A 14,430-nucleotide genomic window follows, 5' to 3' on the forward strand; every position below is an offset into this window, starting at 1 on the left:
TGCCAGCTTCTGGAAGTAAGGCAAGGCTGCTCCTGGACCAGAGGGGAGCTTAAGAATGCAGCTTAAGAATGCAGCTTAAGAATCCTTGGCCTCGATGATCGTGAGAGCGGCCTGGAACGCTGCGTCGGGGTCAAGGTGCGTCGTGTCGAGGGCCACGGCGTCGGCGGCGGCTTTGAGCGGGGCCGTGCTGCGGTTCATGTCCCGCTCGTCCCGGCGGCGGATGTCCTCAAGGATGTTCTCGTACTCGGCCTGCTCGCCGCGTCGCAGGAGTTCGAGATGGCGCCGCCGCGCCCGTTCCTCGGGAGCCGCGGTGATGAAGAGCTTCACGTCCGCGTCCGGGCAAACCACGGTGCCGATGTCCCGCCCGTCGAGCACGGCGCCCGGCTTCTGCATGCTGAACTGGCGCTGGAAGGCCAGAAGCGCGTCGCGCACCGGCTGATAGGCGGAGACCACCGAGGCAGCCTCGCCCATCGCAGCGCCTCTGAGGCGGGAATCGTCCTCCAGGTGCGAGACGTCGAGGTTCTGCGCCACCTCGGTGGCCGCATCCTGGTCGGCGAGGGGAACGTCCCTGTCCATGAGCACACGGGCGACGGCCCGGTAGAGCAGGCCAGTATCCAGATGGGCGAAGCCGTAATGCTCGGCGAGACGCTTGCCCAGGGTGCCCTTGCCGGAAGCCGCAGGGCCGTCGATGGCGATGATCATGGGTGGGCTCAATCCTGGATCGTGGCGCCGAGCTCCCGCATGAGCGGGATGAAGGACGGGAAACTGGTCACGATCATGGCGCCGTCATCCACGGTCATCGGCTCGCTCGTCGCCAGGCCCATGACCAGGAACGCCATGGCGATACGGTGGTCGAGATGGGTTGCCACCGGCTTGCCGCCGCCCCGGACCTTGCCGCCGGAACCATGGACGATCAGGTCATCTCCCTCAATCTCATACGTGACGCCCGCCTCAGCGAGGCCCGCCGCCACGGCCGCCAAGCGGTCGGATTCCTTGACCCGCAGCTCATGCAGCCCCTGCATCCGGGTCGTGCCTTCGGCGAAGGAAGCTGCCACCGCCAGGATCGGGTATTCGTCGATCATCGCCGGTGCCCGCGCATGGGGAACGGTCACACCGGTGAGCCTGCTGTGCTGGACGCGAAGATCAGCCACCGTCTCGCCGCCCTCGTTGCGCTCGTTCAGGCGCTCGATGGCAGCGCCCATCTCGATCAGGGTCGTGATGAGGCCGGTGCGGAGCGGGTTCATCATCACGCCCTCGATCACCACGTCCGAGCCGGGGGTGATCAGAGCCGCCACCAGGGGGAAGGCAGCCGAGGAGGGATCGGTCGGCACGACGATATCGGTGCCGCGAAGCTCCGGCTGGCCCTGCAGAGTGATGGCGCGGCCGTCGGTGCCATGGGGGGTAACCTCCACGCTCGCCCCGAAATGGCCTAGCATCCGCTCCGTGTGGTCACGGGTGGCTTCGCGCTCGATCACTGTGGTCTTACCCGGCGAGTTGAGGCCGGCGAGCAGGATCGCCGACTTGATCTGGGCCGAGGCGGCGGGCGTCTCGTAGGTGATGGGCAGCGTCTCGCGGGGGCCGCGCAGGGTCAGGGGCAAGCGCCCGCCTTCGGCCTCGCTCACCACGGTCACGCCCATCTGGGCGAGCGGGTCGAGGATCCGGCGCATGGGGCGCTTCCTCAAGGAGGCGTCGCCGTCGAAGGTCGAGGTGATCGGGTGGCTGCCGGCAACGCCCATCATGAGGCGCGAGCCGGTGCCCGCATTGCCGAAATCGAGCACATCCTTGGGCTCGGTCAGCCCGCCGATGCCGACGCCGACGATCCGCCAGCGGCCGGGTCCCTCACGGGTGATGGTGGCGCCGAGCGCCCGACAGGCCTCGGCCGTGCGCAGCACATCGTCGCCCTCCAGCAGGCCTTCGACCCGGGTTTCGCCGATGGAGAGAAGCCCGAAGATCATGGAGCGGTGGGAGATCGACTTGTCGCCGGGAACGCGGATGCGCCCTTTCAGGGGCGCTCCGGACCTGCTGGCGACCGGGGAGGGCGTTCCGTGCGCGTGCGACATTGTGGTGAGTTCCTCAGAGCCTTCTCGTCAGGGCGGGCTCCTAACACGGGGTTTTCCCGCCGTCACGCGCAAGCTGGGTCAAGCTCGGCCCTGGCCTCTGCAATTTCCCATTTGACAAGCCATCCCCTGCCGACTAACGGAGCCTTCCCAACCATTCACACTTATCCAAGGCAATCACCCGTGGCCAAACCGGAACTCGGCTTGAAGCGCCAGTGCATGAGCTGCGGCGCGAAATTCTACGATCTCAGCAAGGACCCGGCCGTCTGCCCGAAATGCGGCACCGTGTTCCAGGCAACCGCCATGACGACCCGCGTGGCCGCTCCCGTGGCGGCCCGTGCCGCCGCCGTGGCCGATGACGACGAGACCGAGCTCGAGGCGGCCGGTCCGGAGATGGTCTCCCTCGACGAGGTCGAAGCTGACGAGAACGAGAAGGACATCCCGGTCGATGACGACATCGAGGTGGCCGACGACGCTGCCGATGACGACACCTTCCTCGAGGACGAGGAAGAGGGCGACGACGATGTGTCCGACCTGATCGACAGCGATCTGGAAGACGACGAAGAGGCTTGAACCTCAGATCGGAGGCGACTATAGAGACGCCTCCGATTTCAAAAGAGTTCGCCGCGATGCCCCCATGCACCGCGGCTCGGATGGGGCCATAGCTCAGCTGGGAGAGCGCTTGCATGGCATGCAAGAGGTCGGCGGTTCGATCCCGCCTGGCTCCACCAAATCTTTCCAAAGAGCCGCCTTCGGGCGGCTTTTTTGTTGACCGGCCGTACCATCAGCCCTTCGTCTCATGGAAACGGCGCTCATCTTCATTTTTAGTCGCCACGCCTTAATCTAAGGCCAGGATCTTCACATCCACCGAAAGCGGAACGATGACGCGCATCCAGACGAACGGCCTCCAGGTCGCCCCGGTTCTTCACGATTTCATCGAGCGGGAGGCGTTGGCCTATACCGGCGTATCCGCCGATGCCTTCTGGAAGGGGCTGGCCGGTCTCGTAAAGGAGTTCGCCCCGCGCGACCGCGAGCTGCTCGCCATTCGCGACAAGCTCCAGGGGCAGATCGACGAGTATCACCGCGCCCGAAAGGGCCAGCCCTTCGATCAGGCTGCCTACGAACGGTTCCTGCGCGACATCGGCTATCTGCTGCCGGAGCCCGAGGACTTCGCGGTTCGGACGCAGAACGTGGACGACGAGATCGCCCGCATCGCCGGGCCTCAGCTCGTAGTGCCGGTGTCGAACGCCCGTTATGCGCTGAATGCCGCCAATGCCCGCTGGGGCAGCCTCTATGACGCTCTCTACGGCACTGATGCGATCCCGGAGGACGAGGGGGCCACCCGCTCAGGGACCTACAACAAGGCCCGCGGCGCCAAGGTCGTGGCCCGCGCCCGTGAGGTGCTCGACCAGGCGGCACCGCTCGCCGGCGGCAGCCACCGGGATGCAGCCTCCTACACGATCCAGGGCACGGCCCTCATCGTCACCCTTCGCGACGGCACCGAGACGGGCCTTGCCGATCCGGCCCAGTTCGTCGGCTACCAGAGTGAGGCGGCAAGCCCCTCATCGGTGCTGCTGCGCCACAACAACCTGCATCTCGACATCCGCATCGACCGCTCCCATGCCATCGGGGCCGAGGACCCGGCCGGTGTCGCCGACGTAGTGATGGAATCGGCCGTTTCCACCATCATGGACCTGGAGGACTCGGTGGCGGCAGTGGATGCCGACGACAAGGTCGAGGTCTATCGCACTTGGCTCGGGCTGATGAAGGGGGACCTCGTCGAGAGCTTCGAGAAGGGCGGACGCACGATCGAGCGCCGTCTCAATCCGGACCGGGTCTATACGAGCGTGAACGGCGGGGAACTTCGCCTGCATGGGCGCAGCCTGATGCTGGTGCGCAACGTGGGCCACCACATGTTCACCGATGCGGTGCTCGACGAGAACGGCGAGGAGATCCCTGAGACCATCCTCGATGCGGCCATTACGTCGCTCCTCGCCATCCATGATGTGAAAGGTGCGGGCTCCCTGCGCAACAGCCGCGCGGGCTCGGTCTATATCGTGAAGCCCAAGATGCACGGGCCGGACGAGGTGGCCTTTGCCAACGAACTCTTCGCCGCCGTCGAGAGCATGCTGGATCTTCCTCGCAACACCCTCAAGATGGGCATCATGGATGAGGAGCGGCGCACCACCGTCAACCTCAAGGCCTGCATCCATGCGGCGGCCGAGCGCATCGTGTTCATCAACACCGGCTTCCTCGACCGCACGGGCGACGAGATCCACACCTCGATGGAAGCAGGCCCGATGATCCGCAAGAACGACATGAAGTCGATGCCTTGGATCAAGGCCTACGAAGACAACAACGTGGATGTGGGTATGCTCTGTGGCCTGCCCGGCAAGGCGCAGATCGGCAAGGGCATGTGGGCCGCGCCCGACAAGATGGCCGACATGCTCTCCCAGAAGATCGGCCACCCGCAGGCCGGGGCCACCACCGCCTGGGTACCGTCGCCCACCGCCGCGACGCTGCATGCGCTGCATTATCACCAGGTGAGCGTGCCGGCCCGACAGGAAGAACTCAAGAAGCGCCCGCGCGCCAAGCTCTCCGACATCCTGACCATCCCGGTGTCGCAGTCGAACTGGGCACCCGATGCGGTGCAGCAGGAACTCGACAACAACTGCCAGGGCATTCTCGGCTATGTGGTGCGCTGGATCGACCAGGGCGTCGGCTGCTCGAAGGTGCCGGACATCCATGACGTTGGTCTCATGGAAGATCGTGCCACCTTGCGCATCTCGAGCCAGCACCTTGCCAACTGGCTGCGCCACGGCATCGTCAGCGAGGATCAGGTGATGCAGACCCTGCGCCGCATGGCGGAAGTGGTGGACCGGCAGAATGCCGGCGATCCGCTCTATCGGCCGATGGCGCCGAACTTCGACGGCCCCGCCTTCCGCGCTGCCTGCGATCTGGTGTTCAAGGGGGCGGAGCAGCCCAACGGCTATACCGAATACGTGCTGCACGAACGCCGTCGCGAGGCAAAGGCGTCCGGCGCGCCGGACCGCATCGACGAGAGCGGCGTCAGAACACAGTAGAAGGGAAGGGCGCCGTTGCGGCGCCCTTTTCAGTCGTGGCCTGCGGGAGAGAGCGCATCGACCGTGCCGCCGATGAGGTTGCGGCTCAGGAGATGTTCTGTTGTCAGGCTGTAGCGCACAGGAGTGAGATGCCCAGGCAGTGACGCGATCCAGTCCTTCAGCTGCCGCGCCGCCGCTACGGCCTCGTCCCGCCCCACAGCCTTGAAGCGCAGCTTCGCGCCTGGGCGCATCTGCGCGAGGCGGGCGAGATCAGCGCTGATCACCGTGGCGATCTTCGGATAGCCGCCTGCTGTCTGGCGGTCGCGCATCAGCACGATGGGCTGGCCGCTGCCTGGCACCTGGATATGGCCGTCGACGATCCCGTCCGACACGATGTTGAAGCCCTTGGCATGCTCAAGCTTAGGGCCGGTGAGCTGGAAGCCCATCCGGTCGGCCTGGGGGCTGATGGTGAATTCACTTTCCAGAAGCAAAGAAATGCTTTCCGGCGTGAAGTAATCGTCCTGCGGCCCCATCATGACGCGTAAGGGGCCGGTCCCCTCAAGGATGTCGACGCTCAGCTGCATCGGCTCGCCCGTCTGATTCTCCGGCCGGCACAGCAGGCGGTTTCCTGCCTGGAGTGGCGCCCCTTTCAGGCCACCGAGGCGGGAGCGCAGATGAAACGAGACGCTTCCCAGCTGCAGCTCGACCGCAACGCCGCCGGCTACGGCCAGATACGCGAAGGTGCCGGTGCGCGGGTGCCCCACCTCCAGGCTCTGGCCCTCCTTCAGAACGAAGGATGTCAGGGGCGGGATGGGGGTGCCATCGATGCTGGCGGATACGCCCGCGCCGGCGACGGCAAGGTGAAGGTCGCCGCCTTCGCCGTTGAAGGAGCCGCCGAGATTGACGAACTCGATTGCACCCATGTCGTGCGGATTGCCCACGAGGGCATTGGCCATCGCCAGGGCACGACGGTCCATAGCGCCCGAGGGCGAGACGCCGAAGCCCTGATAGCCGAAGCGGCCGCGATCCTGCAGGGCCGTCATGGGGCCGCAGGATTTCACCACGAGGTCGATCATGGGCAAACCTCCTCGGCCACCGGCTCGCCTGCCTGAACGGCCTTCTCCATGGCCTCCCAGCGCAAGGCGTCGACGGGCTCGAAAATGATCTCATCACCGGCCGCGAACAGGAACACCGGATCGCGCTCCGGTGCGTAGGGCCGCACGGGCGTTAGGCCGAGATTGTGCCAGCCGCTCGGCATGTCCATGGGGGCGATGCCGGCCTGCTCGCCGCCGATCATGATGGTGCCGGCAGGGATCTTGGCCCGCGGATGAAGCCTGCGCGATGTGGCGATCCGCTTGTCGAGGCCTCCGAGATAGGTGAAGCCCGGCAGGAAGCCGATCATGTAGATGCGGTAGACCGAAGACGAGTGGATATCGATCACCTGGGTGGGCGTGAGGCCGTGGATCTCCGCCACTTCCTCCAGGTCGCTCCCGTATTCGCCGCCATAGACCACCGGCACGCGCCAGCGCCGGCCCACTGCGTGGCGGGGCGCGAGATCCGTCGTCGCCTCGTCGAGGAGCCTCACAAGAGCATCGTAGTCGGTCGCCGCCGGATCGAACTGGATATTGAGCGAGCGATAGGTCGGCACCGTCTCGATCAGCCCGGCTGGAGCACGGGTGCGGACGATCTCATCGAGGGCCAGAACCATGGCGTTGAGGGCAGGATCGATCGTGCTCCCGAACTCGACTGTCAGGGCGCTATCGCCGCAGGGAAGAATCTTTGGTGTCGGCACCACGCCCCCATCGCGTTGTCCAAAGGCTTCCGATCCATCTCATATCGGCGGCTGCCACACAACGGTAGGGAAGGTGAAAGGGACATGCGCCCAACACATGGGCAGGTTTGCGCATAGCTGCTGTTCCCCATGCTCCTTTTTGCTAGGCTCACCCCCACCGTGCCCTTCGTGTTATGCCACCTGCCATCTGATGCCTGGAGCCCAGGCCCATGCGGAGAAGACCATGACCTTGACATCGAAAGCAGCCGTCGTCACCGGTTCGACCAGTGGTATCGGCCTGGCCATTGCCCGCGCGTTCGCCAAGGAGGGCGCCAATGTCGTCCTCAACGGTCTGGGAGACGAGGTCGAGATCGAGAAGACCCGCGCCGGGATCGAGAGCGAATTCGGCGTGAAGGCGGTCTATTCGCCGGCCAACATGCTGAAAAGCGACGAGATCGAGGAGATGGTCCGTCTCGGCGAGCGTACCTTCGGCAGCGTCGATATTCTCGTCAACAATGCGGGCATCCAGTTCGTCTCGCCCATCGAGGATTTTCCGGTCGAGAAATGGGACCAGATCATCGCGATCAATCTCACGTCGGCCTTCCACGCCATCCGCGCTGCGGTGCCCGGCATGAAGGCACGCGGATGGGGCCGCATCATCAACACGGCCTCGGCCCATTCCCTCGTGGCCTCGCCCTTCAAGTCGGCCTATGTGGCGGCAAAGCACGGCATCGCTGGCCTCACCAAGACGGTGGCGCTGGAAGTGGCGACGCACGGGATCACCGTGAACTGCATCAGCCCCGGCTATGTCTGGACACCGCTTGTCGAGCGGCAGATTCCCGACACCATGAAGGCGCGTAACATGACCAAGGAGCAGGTGATCAACGACGTGCTTCTGGAAGCGCAGCCCACCAAGCAGTTCGTCACCGTCGATCAGGTGGCGGGGCTTGCCGTGTTCCTGTGCTCGGATGCAGCGAGCCAGATGTCGGGCGCCAACCTGTCGATGGATGGCGGCTGGACGGCGAAGTAGAATGCACGCTCGTCATCCCGGACGCCGCAGGCGATCCGGGATGACGCTTAGTGGTTCGCAAACGCATCCGTCGCCTCGATGAGGTGATGCGTGATTCCCGGCTCGCTCACCGCGTGGCCGGCATCCGGCACCATGATGAACTGTGCCTCAGGCCAAGCCTTGTGCAAATCCCACGCCGTCTTCGGCGGCGTGGCGATGTCGTAGCGGCCCTGGATGATCACGCCCGGAATGCCCTTCAGCCGATGGGCGTTGCGGATGAGTTGCCCCTCCTCGAACCAGCCCTCGTTGACGAAGTAGTGGTTCTCGATTCGCGCGAAGGCGATGGCATAATGCTCGTCGCCGAACTGGTCGCTGTATTCCTGATTGTGCAGAAGTGTGATCGTCTCGCCTTCCCACAGGCTCCAGGCGCGTGCGGCCTTGGCCTGAACGGCCGGATCTGGATCGATCAGGCGCTTGCGGTAGGCCGCCATGAGATCGCCGCGCTCTTCTTCGGGAATCGGCGCGAGAAAGCCTTCCCACTTGTCGGGGAAGAGCCACGAGGCTCCCTCCTGGTAATACCAGAGCAGCTCCGAGCGGCGCAGCGTGAAGATCCCGCGCAGCACGAGTTCGGTCACGCGCTCCGGGTGGGTCTCGGCATAGGCGAGCGCAAGCGTCGAGCCCCAGGAGCCGCCGAAGACCATCCACTTGTCCACACCGATCATTTCGCGCAAGCGCTCGATATCGGCCACGAGGTGCCAAGTGGTGTTGGCCTCCAGGCTGGCATAGGGAGTGGACCGCCCGCAGCCGCGCTGATCGAAGAGCAGGATGCGGTATTTTTTAGGATCGAACAGCCTGCGCTGCGTCGGCGTGCAGCCGCCACCAGGGCCGCCATGAAGGAAAACCACGGGTTTTCCTTTCGGATTCCCACACAATTCCCAATAGACACGATGACCATCGCCCACATCGAGCATGCCGGTCTCATAGGGTTCTATTTCGGGGTAGAAACTGCGCATGGCTAGAGGCTCCTGCAGAGAGAGCCCATCCATAGCCGGGAGAGCGGCCCCTGTCAGCATGGCCTTGAATTCCTAAGCCGGCTTCAAACCCCTAGCGCGTCGTGCAACTGTCATATAGTTTTGCAACTGGGGAACAAGGGCAAAGCCCAACCACACTGGAGGACGAGGATGTTGACGAAACGCACCAGCCTGAAGCTGGCAACCGCTCTGGCCGCTCTCATGGTCGTCGGATCGGCAGAGGCCGCCGAGAAACTGCGGCTCCTGACCTGGTCGGGCTATGCGCCGGCCGATATCGTGGCGCAGTTCACGAAGGAGACAGGCATCGAAGTCGAGGTGACGACCTCGAACAACGAGGAGATGATCTCCAAGCTGCGCGCCACCCAAGGGGCGGGCTTCGATCTCGCCCAGCCGAGCCAGGACCGCATCGCCGGCCCGCAGGCGGAGTTCGGCATCTACAAGCCGCTCGACGTCTCCAAGCTGAAATCCGACCAGTTCATCGCCTCCATGCTCGAGGCCACCAAAAAGAACACCACCGTGGACGGCAAGGTCTACGGCGTTCCCCATATCTGGGGCACGGACGGACTCGTGGTGAACACCAAGGCCGCCCCCAAGGTCGCCGACTACAACGATCTCTGCGATCCGTCTCTCGCCGGCAAGACCAGCTTCCGCGCTAAGCGCCCGGCCCTGATTGCGTTTGCCTTCGCCAACGGCATGGATCCCTTCGCAGCGTACGGCGATGCAAAGGCCTATGCCGCCTTGATGGACAAGGTCGGCGCCAAGCTTGCCGAGTGCAAAAAGAACGTGAAGTTCTTCTGGGAGGGCAACGATCAACTCCTCAATGCACTGCGCTCCGGCGAGATCGTCGCCGCCATGGCCTGGGATACGGGCGGATGGAAGCTCAACGCCGACAACCCGGATATGAAGTTCATTGCACCGAAGTCCGGAGCGCTCGGCTGGGTCGACACCTTCGCAATCCCCGCCAAGGGCCGCAACGACGATGCTGCCTATAAGTGGATCAACTTCAACATGCGCCCGGAGATCGCCGCAAAGGTTGCTGCCGCCGCCGGCAACTTCACGGCCTCGAACGGCGCCGACAAGCTCATGGAAGGCAAGCTGAAGGATCAGTTCGCCGAGAGCTTCCCGAAGGCCGCCATCGACAACATCCGGTGGTATCCAGCCGTGCCGGCAGGCCTCGAGGAGATCGAAGGCAAGGTTCTCGACCGCCTGAAGGCCGGTTCGTAACTCTTCCATCGTTTGTCCCATCATCCCCCGGCGTAAGCTGGGGGATGACACTTTGTATCGGCAGCGTCATGGCCTCTTCCACCGATCTCGACATCGTCAACGTCACCAAGCGCTTCGGCGCGCATGCCGCCGTCGATGACGTGAGTTTCAGCGTCGCTCCCGGCGAGTTCTTCTCGATCCTCGGCCCCTCCGGTTGCGGCAAGACCACCCTGATGCGCATGATCGCCGGGTTCGAGCATCCGACCTCCGGCGACATCCGCATCCGTGGGAAATCGATGATCGGCGTTCCCGCCAACCGGCGCCCGGTCAACATGGTGTTCCAGAGCCTCGCGCTCTTTCCCATGATGAGCGTGGGCGAGAACGTGGCCTATGGGCTCACCTGCCGCGGCGTCTCGCGCGCGGAGGCCGAGGAGCGGGCAGGCCGCATGCTGGAGCGTGTGGGCCTCAAGGGTTTCGGCGAGCGCCGCGTGACGGCGCTGTCGGGCGGCCAGCGGCAGCGCGTGGCGATTGCCCGCTGCTTGGTGCTGGAGCCCACGCTGGTGCTCCTCGACGAGCCGCTCGGCGCGCTTGACCTGAAACTGCGCGAGCACATGAAGATCGAGCTCAAGCAGTTGCAGGGTACGTTCAACACCACCTTCGCCTACATCACGCACGATCAGTCCGAAGCGCTCGTCATGTCCGATCGCATCGCGGTGATGAACCAGGGCCGGTTTGAGCAGGTAGGAAGTCCGCGCGAGCTTTATCACAACCCGGCAACGCCTTTCGTCGCGAGCTTCGTCGGCGAGACGAACCGCCTGCAGGGCGAGGCGGCGCCGGCCTCCAATGGTGCCATTGCCGTGCGTCTTCCATCGGGCACTATCGTGCAGGGGCAGGGGAGTGCAGCCGCGAAGGCGGCGCTTGCCTTCGTGCGCCCTGAAGCTGTGGCCCTCGCGCAGGATCCTTCATCGTTGGGCAATCTCCCCAACCGCTTCGAGGGCCGCGTTTCGGCCGTTCTGTTCGACGGGGCCGCTTCGAGCCTGCTCATCGACACGACCGGCTTTGAGCAGCCGGTGCGAGCTGTGCTGCCGCAAGTTGGTCCGCTCGCCGGCATCCAGGTCGGCGCGCCCGTTCACGTGGGCTGGACGGCCGATGCCATGAAGGTCTTCGCCACATGATCGCGAAGCCTGCGCAGCGCCTCACGCTCTTCCTGCTGCTCGCGCCTGCCATCCTGTGGCTCGGGCTGCTCATCGTGCTGCCGCATGTGGAGATCCTCGTCCTCTCCTTCAGCGAGCGCGTGGCGCCGCGGGTCTATGCCTTCGGTGTCGGCAATTACCTCGAATTCTTCACCGAGCCGCTCTACTGGCGCACCTTCGCGCGCACAGCCTTCATGTCGATCCTCGTGACGGCGCTCACGCTGGTGCTCGCCTTTCCCATCGCGCTCTACATCGCTCGCGTGGCGCAAGGCCGCCTCAAGGCGATGCTTCTCCTGCTGTGCCTCTTGCCGTTCTGGGTGTCGGAGCTGGTGCGCACGCTCGGCTGGATGATCCTACTGCGCGAGACCGGCGTGGTCTCCTATGTGCTGCGTTCCATTGGCCTCTCGAGCCAGCCGGTCGAGCTCCTCTACAACGACGGCGCGGTGATCCTCGGCCTCGTCTATGGCGGATTGCTGTTCATGATCGTTCCGCTCGCTAACGCGCTGGAGAGCCTGGAACCCGCCGTCGTCGAGGCCGGCTACGATCTCGGCGGGAGCCGCTGGACCGTACTGCGCCGCATCGTCATTCCCCATGCCATGCCCGGCATCGTGGCGGGCTGCATCATCGTGTTCATGCTCACCGTGGGCAACTTCGCCACGCCGGTGCTACTTGGTGGCAAGAACGGGTTGTGGTTCACGGAGCAGATCTACGCGCAGTTCATCACGCGCTTCAACTGGCCCCAGGGCGCGGCCTTCGGCATGCTGCTCCTGCTGCTCTCCTCGGCCATCGTGTGGCTAGGCCTGCGCCTCACCGGCCAGAGCCTCGGCACCACTCTGAAGCAGGCTTAGGCATCATGAACCGTCCGTCTCTCACCTGGAAGCTCTACATCGGGGCGTTCTATCTCTTCCTGTTCGCGCCGCTTCTGGTCGTGGCGGTCTTCGCCTTCAACGCGAGCCCGTTCCCGTCGCCGCCGTGGCGCGGCTTCACGCTGGAATGGTTCACCGGCTCCGGCTCTATTGCCGGCAAGCCGGGTGTGCTGGTGGACCCGATTTGGCTCGAGAGCATCGGCAACAGCTTCAGGGTTGCGATTCCCGTGGCGCTGCTCGCCGTTCTGCTCGGTACGGTGAACGCCTGGGTGCTGGAGCGGGCCGAGTTTCGCGGCAAGACATTCGTGGCCATGATGATGCTGTGGCCGCTGGTCATCCCCGGCGTGGTGCTCGGCATCTCGATCCTGGCCTTCTTCTCGCGCGTGGCGAATGGGCTTGAAGACTGGCTTCAGACCGATCTCGACTTCCTGCGCCCCGGCCTGCCGCTCGTGGTGCTGGGCCAGCTCTCCTTCATCCTGACCATCGCGACGCTCATCATCGCCGCACGCCTGCGCAAGTTCGACCGGTCGCTGGAGGAAGCCGCCTTCGATCTCGGCGCCAGCCGTGCGCGCGTGCTGCGAACCGTGACGCTGCCTTTCCTGAAACCCGCCCTCATCGGGGCAGGCCTCGTGGCGCTGCTGATGTCGTTCGAGAACTTCAACACGACCCTGATGCTGGTGGGTTCCGTGGCGCCGCTGCCGATCACCATGTACGGACAGATGCGCGAGGGCGCATCGCCGGCGATCAACGCGGTGAGCCTGCTGCTCATGCTCGGCGTCGGCGGCATTGCGAGCGTGTTTGCACTGACCTCGAAGGCGGAGCGGTAGGTCACCGCCTTTGGCATCACCGTCCTTGTGCCGGCTATGAAGATGTTAAGGTGTCATCCCGGACGGCGAATGCCGATCCGGGATCGTTCAAACCAGTCCAGCACTGTCATCCCGGAGCCGCGTAAGCGGAGCCCGGGATCCATAGCCGCTGACGATGCAGAACGAGGCGCGACACTCCTCGTTCGGTGATGAAATGTCGTGTTTATGGATCCCCGCCTGCGCGGGGATGACAGTGTCGAGGTTCCAGTGCCCGGTTCTGCGCACGATCCCGGATCGCCTGCGGCGTCCGGGATGACCCTAGAGGGGATGTGCTGCTTAACAGCCTCACCGCCCCCAGGTGCGCTCCAGAACGTTCACCCAGTTCTCGTAGCAGAGCTTGCGCAGGGTCGCCTCGTCGTAGCCGTGGCGGCGCATGGTATCGACGAGGCGGGGCAGGCCGCGCACGTCGCCGATCTCGGCCGGAATCGTCGCGCCGTCGAAGTCGGAGCCGAGGCCGACGCCGTCCACACCCACATGCTCGATCAGGTGATCCATATGGCGGATCATCTCCTCCAGGGGCGTGTCGTCGTTGCGCATGCCGTCGGGGCGAATGAACGAGGTGGCGAAGTTCACGCCCACCATGCCACGGCTCTCGCGGATGGCGCCGAGCTGCTTGTCGGTCAGGTTGCGCGAATGCCGGCAGATCTCCCAGGCATTGGAGTGGGTCGCGACGAGCGGCGCATCGGAGAGCCGCGCCACGTCCCAGAAACCCTTCTCGTTCAGGTGCGAGAGATCGATCATGATCTTGAGGCGGTTGCAGGCGCGCACTAGCTCGATGCCGCAATCGGTGAGGCCGGGACCTGTGTCCGGCGTCGAGGGATAGCGGAACGGCACGCCATGGCCGAAGATGTTCGGGCGGCTCCAGACGGGGCCGATTGAGCGCAGGCCGCTCTCGTAGAGCACGTCGAGCATATAGAGATCGGGGTCGATTCCCTCAGCACCCTCGATATGCAGGATCGCCGCGAGCTTGCCCGCATCGATGCAGTGGCGGATGTCGGCCGCTGTACGGCAGATCTTCACCTCGCCTTTCGAGGCGCGCTCGATGCGGATGAGCAGCGCGGCCATGTGCGCCGTCACCTGCTGGCTCGTCGGCAGCGGAAGCGGCGAGGAGAGGGGAACATCGTACTGCGCTTGAGCCATCAGCTCATCCACGTCGATATTCGCGCTCTCGGACGGCACGTAGACGGCGAAGAACCCGCCGACAAAGCCGCCCTGCTTCATGCGCGGCCAATCGAGATGGCCGATATTGTCCCCTTCGAGAAAAGCCTGCTCGGGCTGGATCTTGCCGCGCATGAGGCGCAGCAGCACGTCGTTGTGGCCGTCGAAGACAGGCATCAAAGGAGAGCTGGACATCGTTTCACATCAAAATGGG

Annotated in this window: 13 protein-coding genes and 1 tRNA gene; 8 read left to right on the forward strand and 6 right to left on the reverse strand. The window is 64.6% G+C overall.

Features of this window, described 5'->3' with window-relative positions; translation table 11 throughout:
* Positions 1–75: 75 nt before the first annotated feature.
* Both cmk and aroA read right to left on the reverse strand, forming a co-directional pair.
* Positions 76–702 carry a (d)CMP kinase gene (gene cmk, locus JKL45_RS15090; protein ID WP_201862243.1) on the reverse strand — a complete coding sequence of 209 codons (627 nt, stop codon included), beginning with the start codon at positions 700–702 and terminating at the stop codon, positions 76–78.
* A gap of 8 nt (positions 703–710) precedes the next feature.
* Positions 711–2,060 (reverse strand): 3-phosphoshikimate 1-carboxyvinyltransferase, encoded by a 1,350-nt coding sequence (gene aroA, locus JKL45_RS15095; protein ID WP_201862245.1) that lies wholly within the window; start codon positions 2,058–2,060, stop codon positions 711–713.
* 180 nt (positions 2,061–2,240) lie between these two features.
* Here aroA and JKL45_RS15100 point away from each other — a divergent pair, with 180 nt between their 5' ends.
* The 3 genes from JKL45_RS15100 (at position 2,241) to JKL45_RS15110 (ending at position 5,140) form a co-directional block, all read left to right on the forward strand.
* The gene (locus JKL45_RS15100; RefSeq protein ID WP_201862247.1) at positions 2,241–2,630 is read left to right on the forward strand and encodes a TIGR02300 family protein; all 390 of its coding nucleotides are present in this window, start codon (positions 2,241–2,243) and stop codon (positions 2,628–2,630) included.
* An 82-nt stretch (positions 2,631–2,712) separates the two neighbouring features.
* Positions 2,713–2,788: transfer RNA gene (locus JKL45_RS15105), tRNA-Ala, on the forward strand.
* A 150-nt stretch (positions 2,789–2,938) separates the two neighbouring features.
* On the forward strand, positions 2,939–5,140 hold the full coding sequence (locus JKL45_RS15110) for a malate synthase G (RefSeq protein WP_201862249.1): 2,202 nt from the start codon (positions 2,939–2,941) through the stop codon (positions 5,138–5,140).
* Positions 5,141–5,169: 29 nt separating this feature from the next.
* Here JKL45_RS15110 and JKL45_RS15115 read toward each other — a convergent pair whose 3' ends face one another.
* Positions 5,170–6,195 carry a 5-oxoprolinase subunit C family protein gene (locus JKL45_RS15115; protein WP_201862252.1) on the reverse strand — a complete coding sequence of 342 codons (1,026 nt, stop codon included), beginning with the start codon at positions 6,193–6,195 and terminating at the stop codon, positions 5,170–5,172.
* Positions 6,192–6,911: a 5-oxoprolinase subunit PxpB gene (gene pxpB, locus JKL45_RS15120; RefSeq protein ID WP_201862256.1), complete on the reverse strand. Its 720-nt coding sequence runs from the start codon at positions 6,909–6,911 to the stop codon at positions 6,192–6,194. The genes JKL45_RS15115 and pxpB overlap by 4 nt, the downstream gene beginning before the upstream one ends.
* 223 nt (positions 6,912–7,134) lie before the next feature.
* Between pxpB and JKL45_RS15125 the strand changes: the two genes are divergently transcribed.
* A complete protein-coding gene (locus JKL45_RS15125) occupies positions 7,135–7,920 on the forward strand; it encodes a 3-hydroxybutyrate dehydrogenase (protein WP_201862257.1) in 786 nt (261 codons plus the stop codon).
* 47 nt (positions 7,921–7,967) lie between these two features.
* On the opposite strand, the gene pip is transcribed toward JKL45_RS15125, so the two are convergent.
* Positions 7,968–8,912, reverse strand: coding sequence for a prolyl aminopeptidase (gene pip / locus JKL45_RS15130; RefSeq protein ID WP_201862259.1), 945 nt, complete (start codon positions 8,910–8,912; stop codon positions 7,968–7,970).
* A 168-nt stretch (positions 8,913–9,080) separates the two neighbouring features.
* Between pip and JKL45_RS15135 the strand changes: the two genes are divergently transcribed.
* The 4 genes from JKL45_RS15135 to JKL45_RS15150 are packed head-to-tail and all read left to right on the forward strand — an operon-like array spanning position 9,081 to position 13,019.
* Entirely contained in the window at positions 9,081–10,154 is a 1,074-nt protein-coding gene (locus JKL45_RS15135; RefSeq protein ID WP_201862261.1) for an extracellular solute-binding protein, read from the forward strand.
* A gap of 44 nt (positions 10,155–10,198) precedes the next feature.
* A complete protein-coding gene (locus tag JKL45_RS15140; RefSeq protein WP_246498559.1) occupies positions 10,199–11,308 on the forward strand; it encodes an ABC transporter ATP-binding protein in 1,110 nt (369 codons plus the stop codon).
* On the forward strand, positions 11,305–12,174 hold the full coding sequence (locus tag JKL45_RS15145) for an ABC transporter permease (RefSeq protein ID WP_201862263.1): 870 nt from the start codon (positions 11,305–11,307) through the stop codon (positions 12,172–12,174). The genes JKL45_RS15140 and JKL45_RS15145 overlap by 4 nt, the downstream gene beginning before the upstream one ends.
* A 5-nt stretch (positions 12,175–12,179) precedes the next feature.
* The gene (locus JKL45_RS15150; RefSeq protein ID WP_201862265.1) at positions 12,180–13,019 is read left to right on the forward strand and encodes an ABC transporter permease; all 840 of its coding nucleotides are present in this window, start codon (positions 12,180–12,182) and stop codon (positions 13,017–13,019) included.
* A 324-nt stretch (positions 13,020–13,343) separates the two neighbouring features.
* On the opposite strand, the gene JKL45_RS15155 is transcribed toward JKL45_RS15150, so the two are convergent.
* Entirely contained in the window at positions 13,344–14,411 is a 1,068-nt protein-coding gene (locus tag JKL45_RS15155) for a dipeptidase (protein WP_201862266.1), read from the reverse strand.
* Positions 14,412–14,430 lie beyond the last annotated feature (19 nt).

Origin of the sequence: Microvirga soli, from assembly GCF_016734765.1 — a bacterium.
Lineage (GTDB): Bacteria > Pseudomonadota > Alphaproteobacteria > Rhizobiales > Beijerinckiaceae > Microvirga > Microvirga soli.

What these genes read in the sequence shown, in the direction of transcription:
- pip (WP_201862259.1), bottom strand. Translation starts at nt 8,912, where the DNA reads ATGCGCAGTTTCTACCCCGAAATAGAACCCTATGAGACCGGCATGCTC.
- JKL45_RS15140 (WP_246498559.1), top strand. Translation starts at nt 10,199, where the DNA reads ATGACACTTTGTATCGGCAGCGTCATGGCCTCTTCCACCGATCTCGAC.
- JKL45_RS15135 (WP_201862261.1), top strand. Translation starts at nt 9,081, where the DNA reads ATGTTGACGAAACGCACCAGCCTGAAGCTGGCAACCGCTCTGGCCGCT.
- JKL45_RS15115 (WP_201862252.1), bottom strand. Translation starts at nt 6,195, where the DNA reads ATGATCGACCTCGTGGTGAAATCCTGCGGCCCCATGACGGCCCTGCAG.
- JKL45_RS15150 (WP_201862265.1), top strand. Translation starts at nt 12,180, where the DNA reads ATGAACCGTCCGTCTCTCACCTGGAAGCTCTACATCGGGGCGTTCTAT.
- JKL45_RS15145 (WP_201862263.1), top strand. Translation starts at nt 11,305, where the DNA reads ATGATCGCGAAGCCTGCGCAGCGCCTCACGCTCTTCCTGCTGCTCGCG.
- JKL45_RS15125 (WP_201862257.1), top strand. Translation starts at nt 7,135, where the DNA reads ATGACCTTGACATCGAAAGCAGCCGTCGTCACCGGTTCGACCAGTGGT.
- aroA (WP_201862245.1), bottom strand. Translation starts at nt 2,060, where the DNA reads ATGTCGCACGCGCACGGAACGCCCTCCCCGGTCGCCAGCAGGTCCGGA.
- JKL45_RS15110 (WP_201862249.1), top strand. Translation starts at nt 2,939, where the DNA reads ATGACGCGCATCCAGACGAACGGCCTCCAGGTCGCCCCGGTTCTTCAC.
- cmk (WP_201862243.1), bottom strand. Translation starts at nt 702, where the DNA reads ATGATCATCGCCATCGACGGCCCTGCGGCTTCCGGCAAGGGCACCCTG.
- JKL45_RS15155 (WP_201862266.1), bottom strand. Translation starts at nt 14,411, where the DNA reads ATGTCCAGCTCTCCTTTGATGCCTGTCTTCGACGGCCACAACGACGTG.